At 69.3% G+C, this 14,555-nt stretch carries 12 protein-coding genes; 7 read left to right on the forward strand and 5 right to left on the reverse strand.

The genetic code is table 11. The annotated features are described in order from the left end of the window. Positions 1 to 22 precede the first annotated feature (22 nt). The 3 genes from ACFYRH_RS21355 to ACFYRH_RS21365 form a co-directional block, all read right to left on the reverse strand. Complete coding sequence (locus tag ACFYRH_RS21355) at positions 23 to 853, reverse strand: aldo/keto reductase (protein WP_387777693.1); 831 nt, start codon at positions 851 to 853, stop codon at positions 23 to 25. A gap of 30 nt (positions 854 to 883) precedes the next feature. Further along, positions 884 to 2,866, reverse strand: a complete 1,983-nt coding sequence (locus tag ACFYRH_RS21360) for a protein meaA (RefSeq protein ID WP_387777696.1) — start codon at positions 2,864 to 2,866, stop codon at positions 884 to 886. Between the two features lie 174 nt (positions 2,867 to 3,040). Next, entirely contained in the window at positions 3,041 to 3,364 is a 324-nt protein-coding gene (locus tag ACFYRH_RS21365; protein WP_387777699.1) for an STAS domain-containing protein, read from the reverse strand. A 128-nt stretch (positions 3,365 to 3,492) separates the two neighbouring features. Between ACFYRH_RS21365 and ACFYRH_RS21370 the strand changes: the two genes are divergently transcribed. The 4 genes from ACFYRH_RS21370 to sppA all read left to right on the forward strand — a co-directional run bounded on the left by ACFYRH_RS21370 (position 3,493) and on the right by sppA (position 7,400). Beyond that, complete coding sequence (locus ACFYRH_RS21370) at positions 3,493 to 3,825, forward strand: hypothetical protein (protein ID WP_387777702.1); 333 nt, start codon at positions 3,493 to 3,495, stop codon at positions 3,823 to 3,825. 132 nt (positions 3,826 to 3,957) lie between these two features. Beyond that, positions 3,958 to 4,596 (forward strand): RNA polymerase sigma factor, encoded by a 639-nt coding sequence (locus ACFYRH_RS21375; RefSeq protein ID WP_387777705.1) that lies wholly within the window; start codon positions 3,958 to 3,960, stop codon positions 4,594 to 4,596. Beyond that, the gene (locus ACFYRH_RS21380; protein ID WP_387777708.1) at positions 4,593 to 5,708 is read left to right on the forward strand and encodes a CU044_5270 family protein; all 1,116 of its coding nucleotides are present in this window, start codon (positions 4,593 to 4,595) and stop codon (positions 5,706 to 5,708) included. Before ACFYRH_RS21375 ends, ACFYRH_RS21380 begins: the two co-directional genes overlap by 4 nt. A 39-nt stretch (positions 5,709 to 5,747) precedes the next feature. After that, complete coding sequence (gene sppA / locus ACFYRH_RS21385) at positions 5,748 to 7,400, forward strand: signal peptide peptidase SppA (RefSeq protein ID WP_387777711.1); 1,653 nt, start codon at positions 5,748 to 5,750, stop codon at positions 7,398 to 7,400. A 53-nt stretch (positions 7,401 to 7,453) separates the two neighbouring features. Here the strand turns inward: sppA and ACFYRH_RS21390 are convergent, their stop codons facing one another. Next, on the reverse strand, positions 7,454 to 8,050 hold the full coding sequence (locus tag ACFYRH_RS21390) for a cob(I)yrinic acid a,c-diamide adenosyltransferase (RefSeq protein ID WP_387777714.1): 597 nt from the start codon (positions 8,048 to 8,050) through the stop codon (positions 7,454 to 7,456). Between the two features lie 49 nt (positions 8,051 to 8,099). Between ACFYRH_RS21390 and murA the strand changes: the two genes are divergently transcribed. Next, positions 8,100 to 9,386, forward strand: a complete 1,287-nt coding sequence (gene murA / locus ACFYRH_RS21395; protein WP_387777717.1) for a UDP-N-acetylglucosamine 1-carboxyvinyltransferase — start codon at positions 8,100 to 8,102, stop codon at positions 9,384 to 9,386. Positions 9,387 to 9,479: 93 nt separating this feature from the next. Further along, positions 9,480 to 10,652, forward strand: a complete 1,173-nt coding sequence (fabV, locus tag ACFYRH_RS21400) for an enoyl-[acyl-carrier-protein] reductase FabV (protein ID WP_387777720.1) — start codon at positions 9,480 to 9,482, stop codon at positions 10,650 to 10,652. On the opposite strand, the gene ACFYRH_RS21405 is transcribed toward fabV, so the two are convergent. Next, positions 10,639 to 13,140 (reverse strand): DEAD/DEAH box helicase, encoded by a 2,502-nt coding sequence (locus ACFYRH_RS21405; RefSeq protein ID WP_387777723.1) that lies wholly within the window; start codon positions 13,138 to 13,140, stop codon positions 10,639 to 10,641. The two genes, fabV and ACFYRH_RS21405, sit on opposite strands and share 14 nt — an antisense overlap. 143 nt (positions 13,141 to 13,283) lie before the next feature. Here ACFYRH_RS21405 and ACFYRH_RS21410 point away from each other — a divergent pair, with 143 nt between their 5' ends. Beyond that, entirely contained in the window at positions 13,284 to 14,516 is a 1,233-nt protein-coding gene (locus ACFYRH_RS21410; RefSeq protein WP_387777726.1) for an SGNH/GDSL hydrolase family protein, read from the forward strand. The last annotated feature ends 39 nt before the right edge of the window (positions 14,517 to 14,555 follow it).

The following is a 14,555-nucleotide window of genomic DNA, read 5'->3' on the forward strand; positions in this document are numbered from 1 at the left end:
CTTCGCGTGTCACCGGCTGTTGTCAGGACCACCATTTGCCACTGCGGGACAGCGCCTCCGCGGTCTGGTTCGTCGTGTCCAGGGCATCGAGAGCGGCCACCGCGGCGTCGTCGAGCTCGAAGCCGAAGACGTCGAAGTTCTCCTTGATCCGGTTCTGGTGGGTCGACTTCGGGATCACCGACAGGCCCTTCTGGATCGCCCACCGGATCAGGACCTGCGCGGGGGTGCGTCCGACCGACTCGGCCACGCGGGCGACGGCCGGGTCGCCGAGGTGCCGGCCGGTGCCGAGCGGGCTGTAGGCCTGGAGGACGATGTTCGCCGCCTCGCTGGCCTCGAGCAGCGCCCGGCGGTAGTCGAACGGGCTGAACAGGACCTGGTTCACCACCGGCTGGATCCGGGCGACCTTCCCCAGCTCCGCGATCTCGGCCGCGCTGAAGTTGGAGACGCCGATGCCCTTGGTGAGCCCGGCTTCCACCGCGGCCTCCATCCCCGGCCAGGCCCAGGTCGGGCCGCCTTGCGGCCAGTGGATCAGGTAGAGGTCGAGGTAGTCGGTCCCGAGCCGCTGGAGGCTCTTCTCGGCCTCTACCCGCGCGTCCTTGCCGCCCGGGTAGAACTTCGTGGTCAGGAAGATCTCCTCCCGCGGCACCCCGCTCTCGCGGATCGCCTTCCCGACGCTGGCCTCGTTGCCGTAGGCCTGAGCCGTGTCGATCAGCCGGTACCCGGTCTCCAGCGCCCACGCGACGGCGCGCTCACACTCCTGCCCGTCGTCGACCTGCCAGACCCCGAGCCCGAGCACGGGGATGGCCGTTCCGTTGGAGAGCGTGCGAGTCGGCTGGGACGAGTTCGCTGTCATGTACTCCTTCTACCACGCGGTGATGGGTGACTACAGCTTGTTGGCCTGCCGGATCACGTCGACCACGTCGGCCATCATGCCGGTCAGGTCGTAGTCCTTCGGGGTGTAGACGGCGGCTACACCTGCTGCCAGCAGCGATCGGGCGTCGGCGTCCGGGACGATGCCGCCGACCACCACGGGCACGTCTTCGAGACCGGCCTCGCGCAGTCCTTCGACCACCTGCGGGACGAGCTCCATGTGTGAACCGGACAGGATCGAGAGGCCGACGCAGTGCACGTCCTCGGCGACTGCTGCCGCGACGATCTGCTCCGGAGTCAGCCGGATGCCCTGGTAGATGACCTCGAAGCCGACGTCGCGGGCGCGGACCGCGACCTGTTCCGCACCGTTGGAGTGACCGTCGAGTCCGGGTTTCCCGACCAGCAGCCGCAAGCGGCCGCCCAGTTCGTCCGAGGTGGCGGTGACCTTGTCGCGGACGGCGGCGATCTCCGCGCCGGCGGCCGAGACCCCGACCGAGCCCGAGACGCCGGTGGGTGCGCGGTACTCGCCGTACATCTCCCGCAGTACGCCGGCCCACTCCCCCGTGGTCACGCCCGCCCGCGCGCACTCGAGGGTGACCGGCATCAGGTTGCCGGTCGTCTTGGCGGCGGCACGCAGCTTGGACAGCGCCGCCTCGACCGCGTCGGCGTCGCGCCCGGCGCGCCACTTCGTCAACGATTCCAGGGCCGCCGCCTCCGCCGCGGGGTCCACGGTCTGGATCGCGGTGTCGAGGTCGGCGGTCAGGGGCGACGGCTCGGTGTTCTCGAAGCGGTTGACCCCGACGACGACCTGCTCGCCGGACTCGATCCGCTGCCGGCGCTCGGCATGCGACGCGACCAGCGCCTGCTTGAGGTACCCGCTCTCGACGGCGGCGACCGCACCACCCATCGCCTGCACCCGGTCGATCTCCTCGCGAGCGCCCTCGACCAACTCGGACACCTTCGCCTCGATCACGTGCGATCCGTCGAAGATGTCGTCGTACTCGAGCAGGTCGGACTCGTAGGCCAGCACCTGCTGCATGCGCAGCGACCATTGCTGGTCCCACGGTCGCGGCAGACCGAGCGCCTCGTTCCAGGCCGGCAGCTGCACCGCCCGCGCCCGGGCGTTCTTCGACAGCGTGACGCCGAGCATCTCGAGCACGATGCGCTGCACGTTGTTCTCCGGCTGCGCCTCGGTCAACCCGAGCGAGTTCACCTGTACGCCGTACCGCAGCCGGCGCGCCTTCGGATCGGTCACGCCGTACCGCTGCAGCGTCAGCTCGTCCCAGAGCCGCACGAACGCGCGCATCTTGCACGTTTCCTCGATGAATCGCACACCGGCGTTCACGAAGAACGAGATCCGCTGGACGACGTCCCCGAACCGCTCCGGCGGCACCTGCCCACCGTCACGGACCCGATCGAGCACCGCGATCGCGGTCGAGAGCGCGAACGCGAGCTCCTGCACCGGTGTCGCACCCGCCTCCTGCAGGTGGTAACTGCAGATGTTGATCGGATTCCACTTCGGCACGTTCGCGACCGTGTAGGCGATCACGTCCGTCGTGAGCCGCAGCGACGCGTCCGGCGGGAACGCGTACGTCCCGCGGGACAAGTACTCCTTGACGATGTCGTTCTGCGTCGTCCCCGTGAGCTCGTCGGGCAGCGCGCCCTGCTCCTGCGCCGCGACCTGGTACAGCGCCAGCAACCACATCGCGGTCGCGTTGATCGTCATCGACGTGTTCATCTGCGCCAGCGGGATCTGGTCGAACAACGCCCGGACGTCGCCGAGATGCGCGACCGGTACGCCGACCTTCCCGACCTCCCCCTTCGCCAGCGGGTGATCCGCGTCGTACCCGGTCTGGGTGGGCAGGTCGAACGCGACCGACAGACCGGTCTGGCCCTTGGCCAGGTTCCGGCGGAACAACGTGTTGGACTCCGCCGCGGACGAGTGGCCCGCGTACGTTCGCATCACCCACGGCCGGTCCTTCTCGGGGGTCGCCATGTACCCGAGAGTAGGACTCTGTGCCCTTGTGAGTCCGCACCTCGTGACCGGTGTCACCAGGGGTGTGGATCACACGCAGCCCGGCCCTCCAGCCCATCACGATCGGCCCGGCTGCGGGGACGCAGCCGGGAGCCGCCGGCGGACCGGCGATTGTGATGGGCTGGAGAGCCGGGCCTACGCGCTGATCGGCAGTGGGGTGCGCTCGACGTGCAGGACCCGATGCAGCCGGGTGACCGCGAGGATCCGGACGACCGCCGGCATCGGGTGCCAGAGCACCAGCTGACGGCCGAGCAACTGGGTCCGCCGATGGGTCGCGACCAGCAGGCCGAGACCGGTCGCGTCGACCGCGTCCAGCTCCTCGAGGTCGACGATCACGTCACCGTCGGAGGTATCGATCAGCTGGTTGAGCGTTTGGCGGACGTCCCCCACGGTGCGCACGTCCAGGATGCCGGTCAGGTGTACCACGTTGTCGGGCTTGCTGTGGGTCGGTGCCAACATGTCCGTGCCCTCCGCTCTTCCGGCGGCCCCCGAGACTTCGGCCGCGTGACAGCGTTCTGTGCTGGTAAAGACTCCCTGGAGACACGGAAGGTTGCCAAGACCCTACGAACTTTTTGTTTCGCGAGACAATGGATCTTGTGTACGCCGAGCAGTACTTCCTGTTCCCGGTGGTGGCCATCGCCCTCGCCGGTGTGATGGTGCTGCTGTGCCGCTGGGCGTTCTCGAAGGCGAAGGGCGGCTCGCTGGTCCGCCGCGTCGACACCCGACCGGCCGACCGGGACGCGTTCGGCCTGCTCACCGACATCCGCACGGTGCCGAACTACAACGAGGCCCGGGTGCTGGTGTCGAAGCTGAAGACCTTCGGGATCAAGGCGACCGCGGCGCGCACCAAGGATGGCTGGACGATCTACGTCTGGCCGCGGGACGAGGCCGCGGCGCGCGGCCTGCTCGACCACTCCTGACCTGAATTCGTCGCGTCGCCGCGTCCACCGGAAAGCGCTCTCGCGCGTCCTGTCAGTGGTCAACCGGGCATCAACGGGGGGCGTCGGGAGCGCGAGAAGGGGTCTGGGGACATCGGACAAGAACAGGGTGACATGACGCCTGATCTGGCCCTCGCCGCCGTCCCGCTGCCCGGTGGGGTACGCCGTTCCGCCGTACCCGGAGCCGACGAGGACGGGCGGCTGCTGGAGGCGTCGGTGCGCGAGCCGGAGCGGTTCGCGGTGATCTTCGACCGGTACTTCGGCCAGGTGCACTCGTACGTCGCCCGCCGGTTGGGCCGTGATGTCGCGGACGATCTGGCGGCCGAGACGTTCCTGATCGCGTTCCGGCAGCGGGACCGGTTCGACCGGCACAGCGGCGTCGTACGGGCGTGGTTGTACGGGATCGCGACGAACCTGATCCGGCGGCACCGGCGGGACGAGCTGCGCGCGTGGCGGGCGGCGGCGAAACTGCCCCTGCCGGAGCCGGCGGACGCACACGAGGACCGGGTCGCAGCGCAGGTGACCGCGCAGGGCGCGTCCGGCGAACTGGCGGCCGCGCTGGCGAAGCTGAACGCGAAGGACCGCGAGGTGCTGCTCCTGGTGGCGCTCGGCCAGCTCACGTACGACGAGGTCGCGGCGGCGCTCGGGATCGCGTACGGGACGGTCTGCTCGCGGCTGTCGCGCGCTCGCCGGATGATCCGGGCCGCGGTCCAGAATCCCTCGTCCGCGGAGTCGGAGGAGGATCCGTCGTGAACGAGTTCGATCACCTTCGGAAGGCGTTCCCGGAGACCGACGCGCCGACGCCTGCGGCGACGGACGCCGCTCGCCGGCGGGTGGAGCTGGCCATCCAGGAGGCCCGGGCGCCGAAGCGGAGTTTCGTCCGCACCGGGTGGCTGGGCACTGCTGTCACGGCAGCTACGGCGCTGGTGGCCGTGGTGGGACTGGGCGGGGCTCTCGTGGCGGGGCGTGGCGGGAGTGACGCGGCAGGGCCGAGTGGACCGGCGACTACTACTGCGCCGCGACTGACCTCGGCGGCGGAGGCGTTGCTTGCGACCGCGGTGCGGCAGGAGAAGGACGAGAAGGTGTCCGGGAAGTACTTCCGGGTCCGGAGTCTCCAGCTGACTGCGCATACGCGGGTGGGCAGTCCGAAGTACACACTCGAACGGCGGTCGATCACGGAGAGCTGGATGCCGATGAAGCCCGGTGTGCAGTCCTGGTTCGGCTGGGTGGAGCTCGGGTACCGGCCGGCCACCGCGGCCGATGCGGCGAAGTGGCGGGCGCAAGGGTCGCCGACCTCGTGGCAGCTCTCCTACGAGCGCACCCCGATCAGCACCGAGGACGGGGAACCGGTGGTCAACAAGATGTCGTTCCGCGACGTGCCGCCGGGGTACTACCTGACCGGTGACAAACCACTGAGCGCCCAGCAGATCGCGGAGCTGCCCACTGACCCGCAGATGCTCCGCAAAGTACTGACGAGCGCGGTTGGCGCAGGGCAGACCGCTGCGGACCGGGACTACACCGTGTTCGCTGCGGCCGGACGGCTGCTCTTCGAGATGCCGTCGCCTCCCAAGCTCCGTGGTGCGGCACTCCGCGTCCTCGCTGCCCTCCCTGGCACGCACATCCGCACGGGCGCCAGGGACCCGCTCGGCCGCACCGGCACGGAGGTCAGCATCACCGCACCGCTGACCAAACCCGGCGGTTCCCGGACCAGCCTGTTCTGGAGCGGAGCGACGTACATCATCGACCCCGCCACCGGGCGTCTGCTCAGCTCCAGCATCAATGGCCCGAAACCTGGCTCCACCGTCGTTCTCGAGTCCGGCTGGACCGACGAGCACCCGACACCACCGTCGGCAGCCGTCCGATAACTGGGGAGTTGGCTTGCCGGCACGGTCTAGGGTCGGGGTATGGGGACACTGCTCGAGCTCGATCTGACCCGTGGCGTACTCGAGACGCCGCCTGCCTCCCCGGTGGCCGCGTTCCGCGCGCGGCACCTGCCGACGTTGCGCGAGCTGGTGGGCGCGCTCCGGAAGGGAGCGCGTGACGACGCGGTGGTCGGCGTGGTCGCCCACCTCGGCGGACACCGGTTGTCACTCGCACAGGTGCAGGAGCTGCGCGAGGCGGTGACCGACTTCCGCACGTCGGGCAAACCGGCCGTCGCCTGGACGGAGTCGTTCGGGGAGACCGGTCAGGGCACCGTGCCCTACTACCTGGCCACGGCGTTCGACGAGATCTGGGTGCAGCCCTCCGGTGACCTGGCCATCACCGGTGTGTCCGTGCAGGCTGTTTTCGTCCGCGGTGCGCTCGACAAGGCCGGTGTGATCCCGCAGTTCGGCAAGCGGCGTGAGTACAAGACCGCGGCCGACACGTTCACCGAGAAGGAGATGACCGGGCCGGCGCGCGAGATGGCGTCCCGGCTCGCGGAGTCGGCGTACGAGCAGATCGTCGAGGGCATCGCCGTACGGCGGCGTCTGGACACCGCACGGGTCCGGGAGCTCGTCGACACCGCCCCCCTGCCCGCGCAGGACGGTCTGGATGCCGGACTGGTCGATCGACTCGGCTACCGGTCAGATGTGTACGACGAACTCGAGAAGCAACTGCAGTACGACGACAGGCTGCTCGCCGAGCGCTACATCCGGCGTGGCCCGCGAACCCTCGACGAACTTCGCAAGACCCTCCCGTGGCCGCAGAAGCCGCTGGTGGCGGTCGTGAGAGTGACCGGCGGTATTTCGGTCGGCCGCAACTCCAACAGCCCGATGGGTGGCCCTGGCTCCGGTTCGGACACTGTCGGCGCGGCACTCCGCGCCGTCGCCGCCAACGATCGCGTCAAAGCCGTCGTACTGCGAGTCGACAGCCCAGGCGGCTCGTACGTCGCCTCGGACGCGATCCGCAACGAAGTACTGCGCCTCCGCTCGACCGGCCGGCCGGTGGTCGCGTCGATGGGCGGCGTGGCAGCGTCCGGCGGGTACTTCGTGGCGATGCCGGCCGACGTGATCGTCGCGCAGCCCGGCACCATCACCGGCTCCATCGGCGTGCTGACCGGTAAGGGCGTCGTACGCGACGCTCTGGGCCGGATCGGGATCTCGCGGGAGACGGTGTCCGAGGGAACGAACGCGCAGATGTACTCGGCGCAGGAGGAGTTCACCGACGAGCAGTGGGCACGGCTGGAGGAGACCCTCGACCGCATCTACAAGGACTTCGTCGCGAAGGCCGCGCAGGACCGCGGACTCGCCGAGGACCGCCTGGAGTCACTGGCCCGTGGACGAGTCTGGACCGGTGCCGACGCGCACAGCCACAAACTCGTCGACGAACTCGGCGGCTTCCAGCACGCATTGACGCTCGCCTGCGCCCGAGCCGGTCTGGACCGCGAGGAGATCGGTGTGACCTCCGTCCCACACCGGAACCTGCTCAGTCAGCTGCGGGCGCCCACGACGACCGATGATCTGGCGGTCACCGTGGCACCGTTGACACTCGACGGCCTGACCACCGGTCTCTACAGCGCACTGGGGCTGCCGCCGGCCGGCGTACTGCGGATGCCCTTCAGCTGGGAAATCGGCTAGTAGCTGGGGAATCGGCTAGTAGCTGGGGAATCGGCTAGTAGCTGGGAGATCGGCTAGTCGCGCTCGCCGCCCGGGACCCAGAGGACGTCTCCGCCGGAGGACAGGTTCGCGACGCGGCCGAGGATGAAGAGCAGGTCGGACAGGCGGTTCAGGTACGTGATCGCGAGCAGGTTGACGGACGGGCCGTGCGTCTCGACAGCGGCCCAGCCGGCCCGCTCGGCGCGCCGGACCACCGCGCGGGCGACGTTCAGGTACGCCGCGCCCTCGGTGCCGCCCGGCAGGATGAACGACCGGAGCTTGGTCAACCGCCCGTTGTAGTCGTCGCACCAGCCCTCGAGCCGGTCGATGTAGTCCTGCGTGATCCGCAGCGGCACGTATTTGGGTTGCTCAGTCTCCGGGTTCTGGGAGATCGGGTTGCACAGGTCGGCGCCGACGTCGAACAGGTCGTTCTGGATCCGGGTCAGCAACACCACGATCGCGCTGTTCAGGTGCCCGGCCGCGATGGCCACCCCGATCGCGGAGTTCGCCTCGTCGACCTCGCCGTACGCCGCCAGGCGCGGATCGGTCTTCGAGGTCGTCGAGTTGTCGCCGAGGCGGGTCTCGCCGGCGTCACCGGTGCGGGTGTAGATCCGCGTCAAGTTCACAGCCATGCCAGGACTCTACGCAAAGCTCAGTCCCGGCATGGCCTACAGTCGACCGGTGGAACGGTTTCGGATCGCGGGTGAGGCACGGCTCGACGGCACTGTCGAGGTGGCCGGGGCGAAGAACAGTGTGCTCAAGCTGATGGCGGCTGCGCTGCTGGCGGAAGGCACGACGACGCTGCGGCAGGTGCCGGGCATTCTGGACGTCACGTTCATGGCGCAACTGCTCGACACCCTCGGGTGCTCGGTGAAGGTGGACGCGGACCACCAGCTCGCGACGATCGCCGTACCGGGGACGGTCAAGCACCAGTGCGACTACGACCTGGTGCGCAAGCTGCGGGCGTCGATCTCGGTGCTCGGGCCGCTGCTGGCCCGCTGCGGGCAGGCAGAGGTCGCGCTGCCGGGCGGCGACAACATCGGCTCCCGCGGGCTGAACATGCACGTCGCCGGTCTGGAGGCGATGGGTGCGAAGGTGCACATCGAGCACGGCTTCGTGATCGCCGAGGCCCCACAGGGCCTGCACGGCGCCGAGGTCTGGCTGGACTTCCCGAGCGTCGGCGCGACCGAGACGCTGATGATGGCCGCGGTGCTCGCGAAGGGTACGACGATCATCGAGAACGCCGCCCGTGAACCGGAGATCCAGGACATCGCGGTGATGCTGGTCGAGATGGGCGCCCAGATCGACGGCGCCGGCTCGCCCCGGATCGAGATCACCGGCGTGGACGGGCTGCTGAACCCGGTGGACCACGTCGTGGTTCCCGACCGGATCGTCTCCGGCAGCTGGGCGTTCGCGGCCGCGATCACCAAGGGTGACATCACCGTGGTGAACGGGCACGCCGAGCACCTGGAACTGCCGCTCGACAAGCTGCACAAGGCCGGCGCCGAGATCACCGTGCTGAACCCGGGCTTCCGGGTCCGGATGCACGACCGGCCGAAGCCGGTGGACGTGGTCACGTTGCCGTACCCCGGGTTCGCCACCGACCTGCAGGCGTTCGTGATCGCGCTGAACGCGCTGAGTGACGGCGCGGCGATGGTCACCGAGAACCTGTTCGAGGGCCGGTTCACGTTCGCGCAGGAGCTGACCCGGCTGGGTGCGCAGATCCAGACCGACGGGCATCACGCGGTCGTGCGCGGCGTACCGCGGCTGTCCGGTGCGCCCGTGGTCGCCTCCGACATCCGCGCGGGCGCCGCGCTGGTACTGGCCGGGCTCGCCGCCGAAGGTGAGACCCGGGTGTCCGCGGCACACCATGTGCACCGCGGCTACACCGACTTCGCCGGGAACCTGCGGCGCCTCGGTGCCGATGTCGTCGTCGAGGCCGACGACCCCGAGATGTACTGGAACTGACGGCCCGCCGGCGGTTTGTTTGCCCGCTGGCGCGCTGAAGCGCGGTAGCGATCACATAACCCGCCAGTGGGGCGGCAGGTTAGGGTCTGACGCATGAGTGAGCGCGTGGTGCGGCCGGTTGGACGGGGCTTTCTGTTTCTCGACTCGCATCCGGCGGGGTGTGCCGCGGTGGTCCGGAGGATGGCGGCGGAAGTCGAGCCGCGTACGCCGGAGCGCCGGACCGCACTCGTGGTCGGGTCCAGCTCGGGCTACGGGCTCGCCGCGACGATCGCCGGCCTCGCCCGGTACGGCGTCGACGGCATCGGTGTCTCGTTCGAGAAGGCCGCGACGGCCCGCCGTACGGCGACCGCCGGGTGGTACCGCACCGCGGAGACCGCCGCGCTCGCCACCGAACTCGGGCGGTCGTGGACGTTCGTGAACGCCGACGCGTACGCGGACACCACGAAGGACGACGTACTCGACCTGATCGCCGGGAAGCTCGGCAAGATCGACCACCTGATCTACAGCGTCGCCGCGCCACGCCGGGTCGACCCGCGCAACGGCGAGACGTACCAGTCGGCGTTGAAGGCGATCGGTGCCCCGCACACCACGAAGAGCCTGGCGTTCGACGACGGTGTGCCGGTGCTGCAGGAGGTCGGGATCGACGTCGCGACCGACGACGAGATCGCGCAGACCGTGAAGGTGATGGGCGGCGAGGACTGGGCCCGGTGGATCACCGCGCTGCAGGACCGCGACCTGCTCGAGCCCGGCTTCAGCACGGTGGCGCTGACCTACATCGGCTCGGAGCTGACCGGTCCGCTGTACCGCCAGGGCTCGATCGGTGCCGCCAAGGCTGACCTCGAGCAGACCGCGCTGAACCTCGCCAAGGACGGCGTGACCGCGATGACCTCGGTCAACGGCGCCGCGGTCACCCAGGCGTCGTCCGCGATCCCCGGCATCGGGCTCTACGTCAGCCTGCTGCACAAGGTGACCGCCCTGCAGACCCCCGTCGAGCAGTCGATCGCGCTGTGGGACCAACTCACCGGCGAGACCCCTCTCGACCTCGATGACGAGGGCCGGATCCGCCTGGACCGCTGGGAACTGACGGACGACGTCCAGTCCGCCGTACGCGCCCAGTGGGAGTCGGCGACACAGGACAACATCGCCGAGGTCGCGGACGCGGCTTGGTTCCTCGCCGAGGTACGCCGGCTCTACGGCTTCGACGTACCGGGCGTGGACTACACCGCCGAGACCGAGGTCGACGTGGAGTGGCCTACAACGGCTTGAACGACACCAGCTCCAGGACCAGCTCGGCGGCTTCGTCGGAGGCGGCCAGGTCCACGGTGGCGGTGATGCGCCAGTCGTGGTTGCCTTCGGGGTCGTCGATGATCTGCTGGACCTCCCAGAAGCCCGGGTGTTCCTCGACCAGGAACAGGGCGGGGCCGCGGGCGGCCGGGCCGGTGCCGACGACGTCGTGCTCGGCGTAGTACGCCGTACCGGCCTCGGCCCAGCGGGCGGCGTCCCAGCCGGATTCGCCGTCGAGCTGACCGAGCTCGGCCCAGCGGTGTAGTGCGAGCAACTCGACGCGGCGGAACATCGCGTTCCGGACCAGGACGCGGAACGCCCTGGTGTTCACCGTGATCCGGCGCGGGCCCGCCGGCACCACCTCGACGGTCTCCTCGGTGGCCGGGTTGGTGAGCTCCTCCCACTCGTCGAGCAGGCTGGAGTCCGTCTGCCGCACGACCTCGCCGAGCCACTCGATCAGGTCCTCGAGATCCTCGTTCGCCTTGTCCGGCGGGACCGTCTGCCGCAGCGCCTTGTACGCGTCGCTGAGGTACCGCAGGACGATGCCTTCGGACCGCGCGAGCCCGTAGTACCCGATGAACTCGCCGAACGTCATCGCCCGCTCGAACATGTCCCGGACCACGGACTTCGGCGACAGCCCGGTGTCCGCGATCCACGGATGCGTCTGCCGGTACATCTCGAACGTTGCCTCGAGCAACTCCTCGAGCGGCTTCGGCCAGCTGACGTCCTCGAGCAGCTCCATCCGCTCCTCGTACTCGATGCCCTCGGCCTTCATCGCGTTCACGGCCTCGCCCTTGGCGTGGTGCTCCTGCGCCCAGAGCACCGCCCGCGGGTCCTCCAGCGTCGCCTCGATGATCGAGACCACGTCGAGCGCGTACGCCGGGTCGTCCGGGTCGAGCAGGTCGAGCGCGGCCAGCGCGAACGTCGACAGCGGCTGGTTCAGGCTGAAGTCCTTCTGCAGGTCGACCGTCAGGCGGAGGATCCGGCCGTTCTCGTCCGGTTCGTCCAGACGCTCGACGACGCCGGCGGTGACGAGCGTGCGGTAGATCTGGATCGCGCGGCGGATCAGCCGGACCTGTGCGCGGGAGTCCTCGTGGTTGTCGCGGAGCAGCTGCCGCATGCTCTCGAAGGCGTTGCCGTCCCGCGCGATGACGTTCAGCAGCATCGCGTGGCTGACCCGCATCCGGGACTGCAGCGCCTCGGGCTCGGCCGCGACCAGCCGGTCGAAGGTCTCCTCGCCCCAGGTGACGAACCCCTCGGGCGGCTTCTTCCGCTGCACCTTGCGTTGCTTCTTCGGGTCGTCACCGGCCTTGGCCAGGGCCTTCACGTTCTCGACCACGTGGTCCGGTGCCTGGACGACGACGGTGCCCGAGGTGTCGTACCCGGCGCGGCCCGCGCGACCGGCGATCTGGTGGAACTCCCGAGCCTTCAGGATCCGCTGCCGGCGTCCGTCGTACTTGCTCAGCGCGGTCAGGACGACGGTGCGGATCGGGACGTTGATGCCGACGCCGAGGGTGTCGGTGCCGCAGATGACCTTCAGCAGACCGGCCTGCGCGAGCTGCTCGACGAGCCGCCGGTACTTCGGGAGCATGCCGGCGTGGTGGACACCGATCCCGTGCTGCACCAACCGCTGCAGCGTCCGCCCGAACCCCTTGCTGAACCGGAAATGTCCGATCAGCTCTTTGATCTTCTCCTTCTCCTCCTTCGAGGAGACGTTGATACTCATCAGCGCCTGGGCGCGTTCGAGCGCGGCGGCCTGGGTGAAGTGCACGACGTACACCGGAGCCTGGTGGGTGGTGAGGAGTTCCTCGAGGGTCTCGTGCAGCGCGGTCGTGACGTACTTGTAGATCAGCGGGACCGGGCGTTCGCCGGACGCGACGATCGCGGTCGGGCGGCCGGTCCTTCTCGACAGGTCGATCTTGAAGCGCTCGACGTCGCCGAGGGTCGCGGACATCAGGACGAACTGCGCCTTCGGGAGCTCCAGCAGCGGCACCTGCCAGGCCCAGCCGCGGTCCGGCTCGGAGTAGAAGTGGAACTCGTCCATCACCACCTGACCGACGTCGGCGGCGTCCCCTTCGCGCAGGGCGACGTTGGCGAGGACTTCCGCCGTACAGCAGATGATCGGGGCGCCGGCGTTGACGGAGGCGTCGCCGGTCAGCATGCCGACCTTGTCGGCCCCGAACACGTCACACAGCGCGAAGAACTTCTCCGAGACCAGGGCCTTGATCGGCGCGGTGTAGAACGTCCGCTGCCCGTTCGCCAGCGCGGCGAAGTGCGCGCCGGTCGCCACCAGGCTCTTGCCCGACCCGGTCGGCGTCGACAGGATCACGTTCGACCCCGTCATCACCTCGATCAACGCCTCTTCCTGAGCCGGGTACAGCGAGATCCCCTGCTCCCCCACCCACCGTTGGAAGGCGTCGAACAGGTCGTCGGGCTCAGTGGTCCCGGGAAGTTCCTCAGTCAGCGTCATCGCTGTCCATTGTCCCCGAACAGGCAATCCACCAACTCTGCCGGGTGCCGTCCGGCAGCGCGACCGTTCGGCTCGGCAAACCCACCGTTCGTCGCTCGACTCTCTGCAAACGATTGCATGCATATCCTTTCAGCGGTGATTTGATGGGCATGACTTCCTTCGCGTGGCGCCGATTGGGCGCGAGTGTGCTGGTGACGGCGATGGGTGCGGCGGGCCTGGTGGGCGCTGCGACCCCGGACGAGGCCCCGTCGGGAGGTGGCATGCGGCAGGTGACGACGTGGGGCGCGGCCGACGACATCGCCGGCGGGACGCTGAGCGACGTGACCGTGCGGAACGTCGTACGGACCTCCGTCGGCGGCCAGGATCTGCGGATCCGGATCTCCAACGCCAACGGCGACCAGCCGCTGGTGTCCGACTCGATCTATGTCGGCAAGCAGGACACCGGTGCGAGCGTCGTCCCGGGGTCGAGCCGCCGCCTCACCTTCAGCGGGAGTACGACGGTGACCATCCCGCCCGGCGCGATGGCGATCAGCGACGCGCTCCCGGGGACCGTCCCGGCGACGACGAACCTGACCGTGAGCCTGCACGTGGTCGGCACCACCGGCATCATCACCGCCCACAACCGCTCCATGCAGCACAGCTACAAGTCCACTTCCGGCGATCATGCCGCCGACGAGGCGAGTACGGCGTACCAGACCGAGTCCTCAGCCTGGTACTTCCTCAACGCCGCGATCGTCGACGCGCAACAGCAGGTGGAGACGGTCGCCACCCTCGGCGACTCGATCACGTCCTCGGTCGGGACCACGATCGACACCAACCGCCGCTGGCCGGACGTCCTCGCCGACCGGTACGCGCAACTGCCCGAGCCGCGCCGCCTGGCGATCTCCAACGAGGGCATCTCGGGCAACCGCGTGCTCGGCGGCGTCGCGAAGGCCGGGAGCGCCGGCGCGAGCGCGCTGGCCCGGCTGGACAAGGACGTGCTGACGAAGCCCGGCGTACGGACGGTGCTGGTGCTGGAAGGCATCAACGACATCTACGCCGGCGCCACCACTGAGCAGCTGCTCGCGGGGTACCGCCAGCTGATCGAGCGGGTGCACGCGTCCGGGCGGTGCATCGTCGGCGGGACGCTGACACCGATGGGCAGCTCGTTCGTCTACACGCCCGAGAAGGAGGCGATCCGCCAGGCGGTCAACACCTTCATCCGCAGCAGTCCTGACTTCGACGGCGTGGTCGATTTCGACGCGGCGACCCGCGATCCCGCCGACCCGTCGCGCCTCGCCGCGGCGTACGACGGTGGAGACGGTCTGCACCCCAACGACGCCGGCAACGCGGCGATGGGTGCCGCGGCGAACCTCGACACCCTCCGCTGCAAGTAGTACTGGCCGTGTGCACCGCCCCGAGAGGCGGTGCACACG

It is taken from the genome of Kribbella sp. NPDC004875 (assembly GCF_042873375.1).
In the GTDB taxonomy this organism is placed as follows: domain Bacteria; phylum Actinomycetota; class Actinomycetes; order Propionibacteriales; family Kribbellaceae; genus Kribbella.

Excerpts from the sequence above, each read along its gene's own strand:
- ACFYRH_RS21365 (WP_387777699.1), bottom strand. The coding sequence starts at position 3,364 with ATGTTGGCACCGACCCACAGCAAGCCCGACAACGTGGTACACCTGACC.
- ACFYRH_RS21360 (WP_387777696.1), bottom strand. The coding sequence starts at position 2,866 with ATGGCGACCCCCGAGAAGGACCGGCCGTGGGTGATGCGAACGTACGCG.
- fabV (WP_387777720.1), top strand. The coding sequence starts at position 9,480 with ATGAGTGAGCGCGTGGTGCGGCCGGTTGGACGGGGCTTTCTGTTTCTC.
- ACFYRH_RS21370 (WP_387777702.1), top strand. The coding sequence starts at position 3,493 with ATGGATCTTGTGTACGCCGAGCAGTACTTCCTGTTCCCGGTGGTGGCC.
- ACFYRH_RS21375 (WP_387777705.1), top strand. The coding sequence starts at position 3,958 with ATGACGCCTGATCTGGCCCTCGCCGCCGTCCCGCTGCCCGGTGGGGTA.
- ACFYRH_RS21355 (WP_387777693.1), bottom strand. The coding sequence starts at position 853 with ATGACAGCGAACTCGTCCCAGCCGACTCGCACGCTCTCCAACGGAACG.
- sppA (WP_387777711.1), top strand. The coding sequence starts at position 5,748 with ATGGGGACACTGCTCGAGCTCGATCTGACCCGTGGCGTACTCGAGACG.
- ACFYRH_RS21405 (WP_387777723.1), bottom strand. The coding sequence starts at position 13,140 with ATGACGCTGACTGAGGAACTTCCCGGGACCACTGAGCCCGACGACCTG.
- ACFYRH_RS21410 (WP_387777726.1), top strand. The coding sequence starts at position 13,284 with ATGGGCATGACTTCCTTCGCGTGGCGCCGATTGGGCGCGAGTGTGCTG.
- ACFYRH_RS21390 (WP_387777714.1), bottom strand. The coding sequence starts at position 8,050 with ATGGCTGTGAACTTGACGCGGATCTACACCCGCACCGGTGACGCCGGC.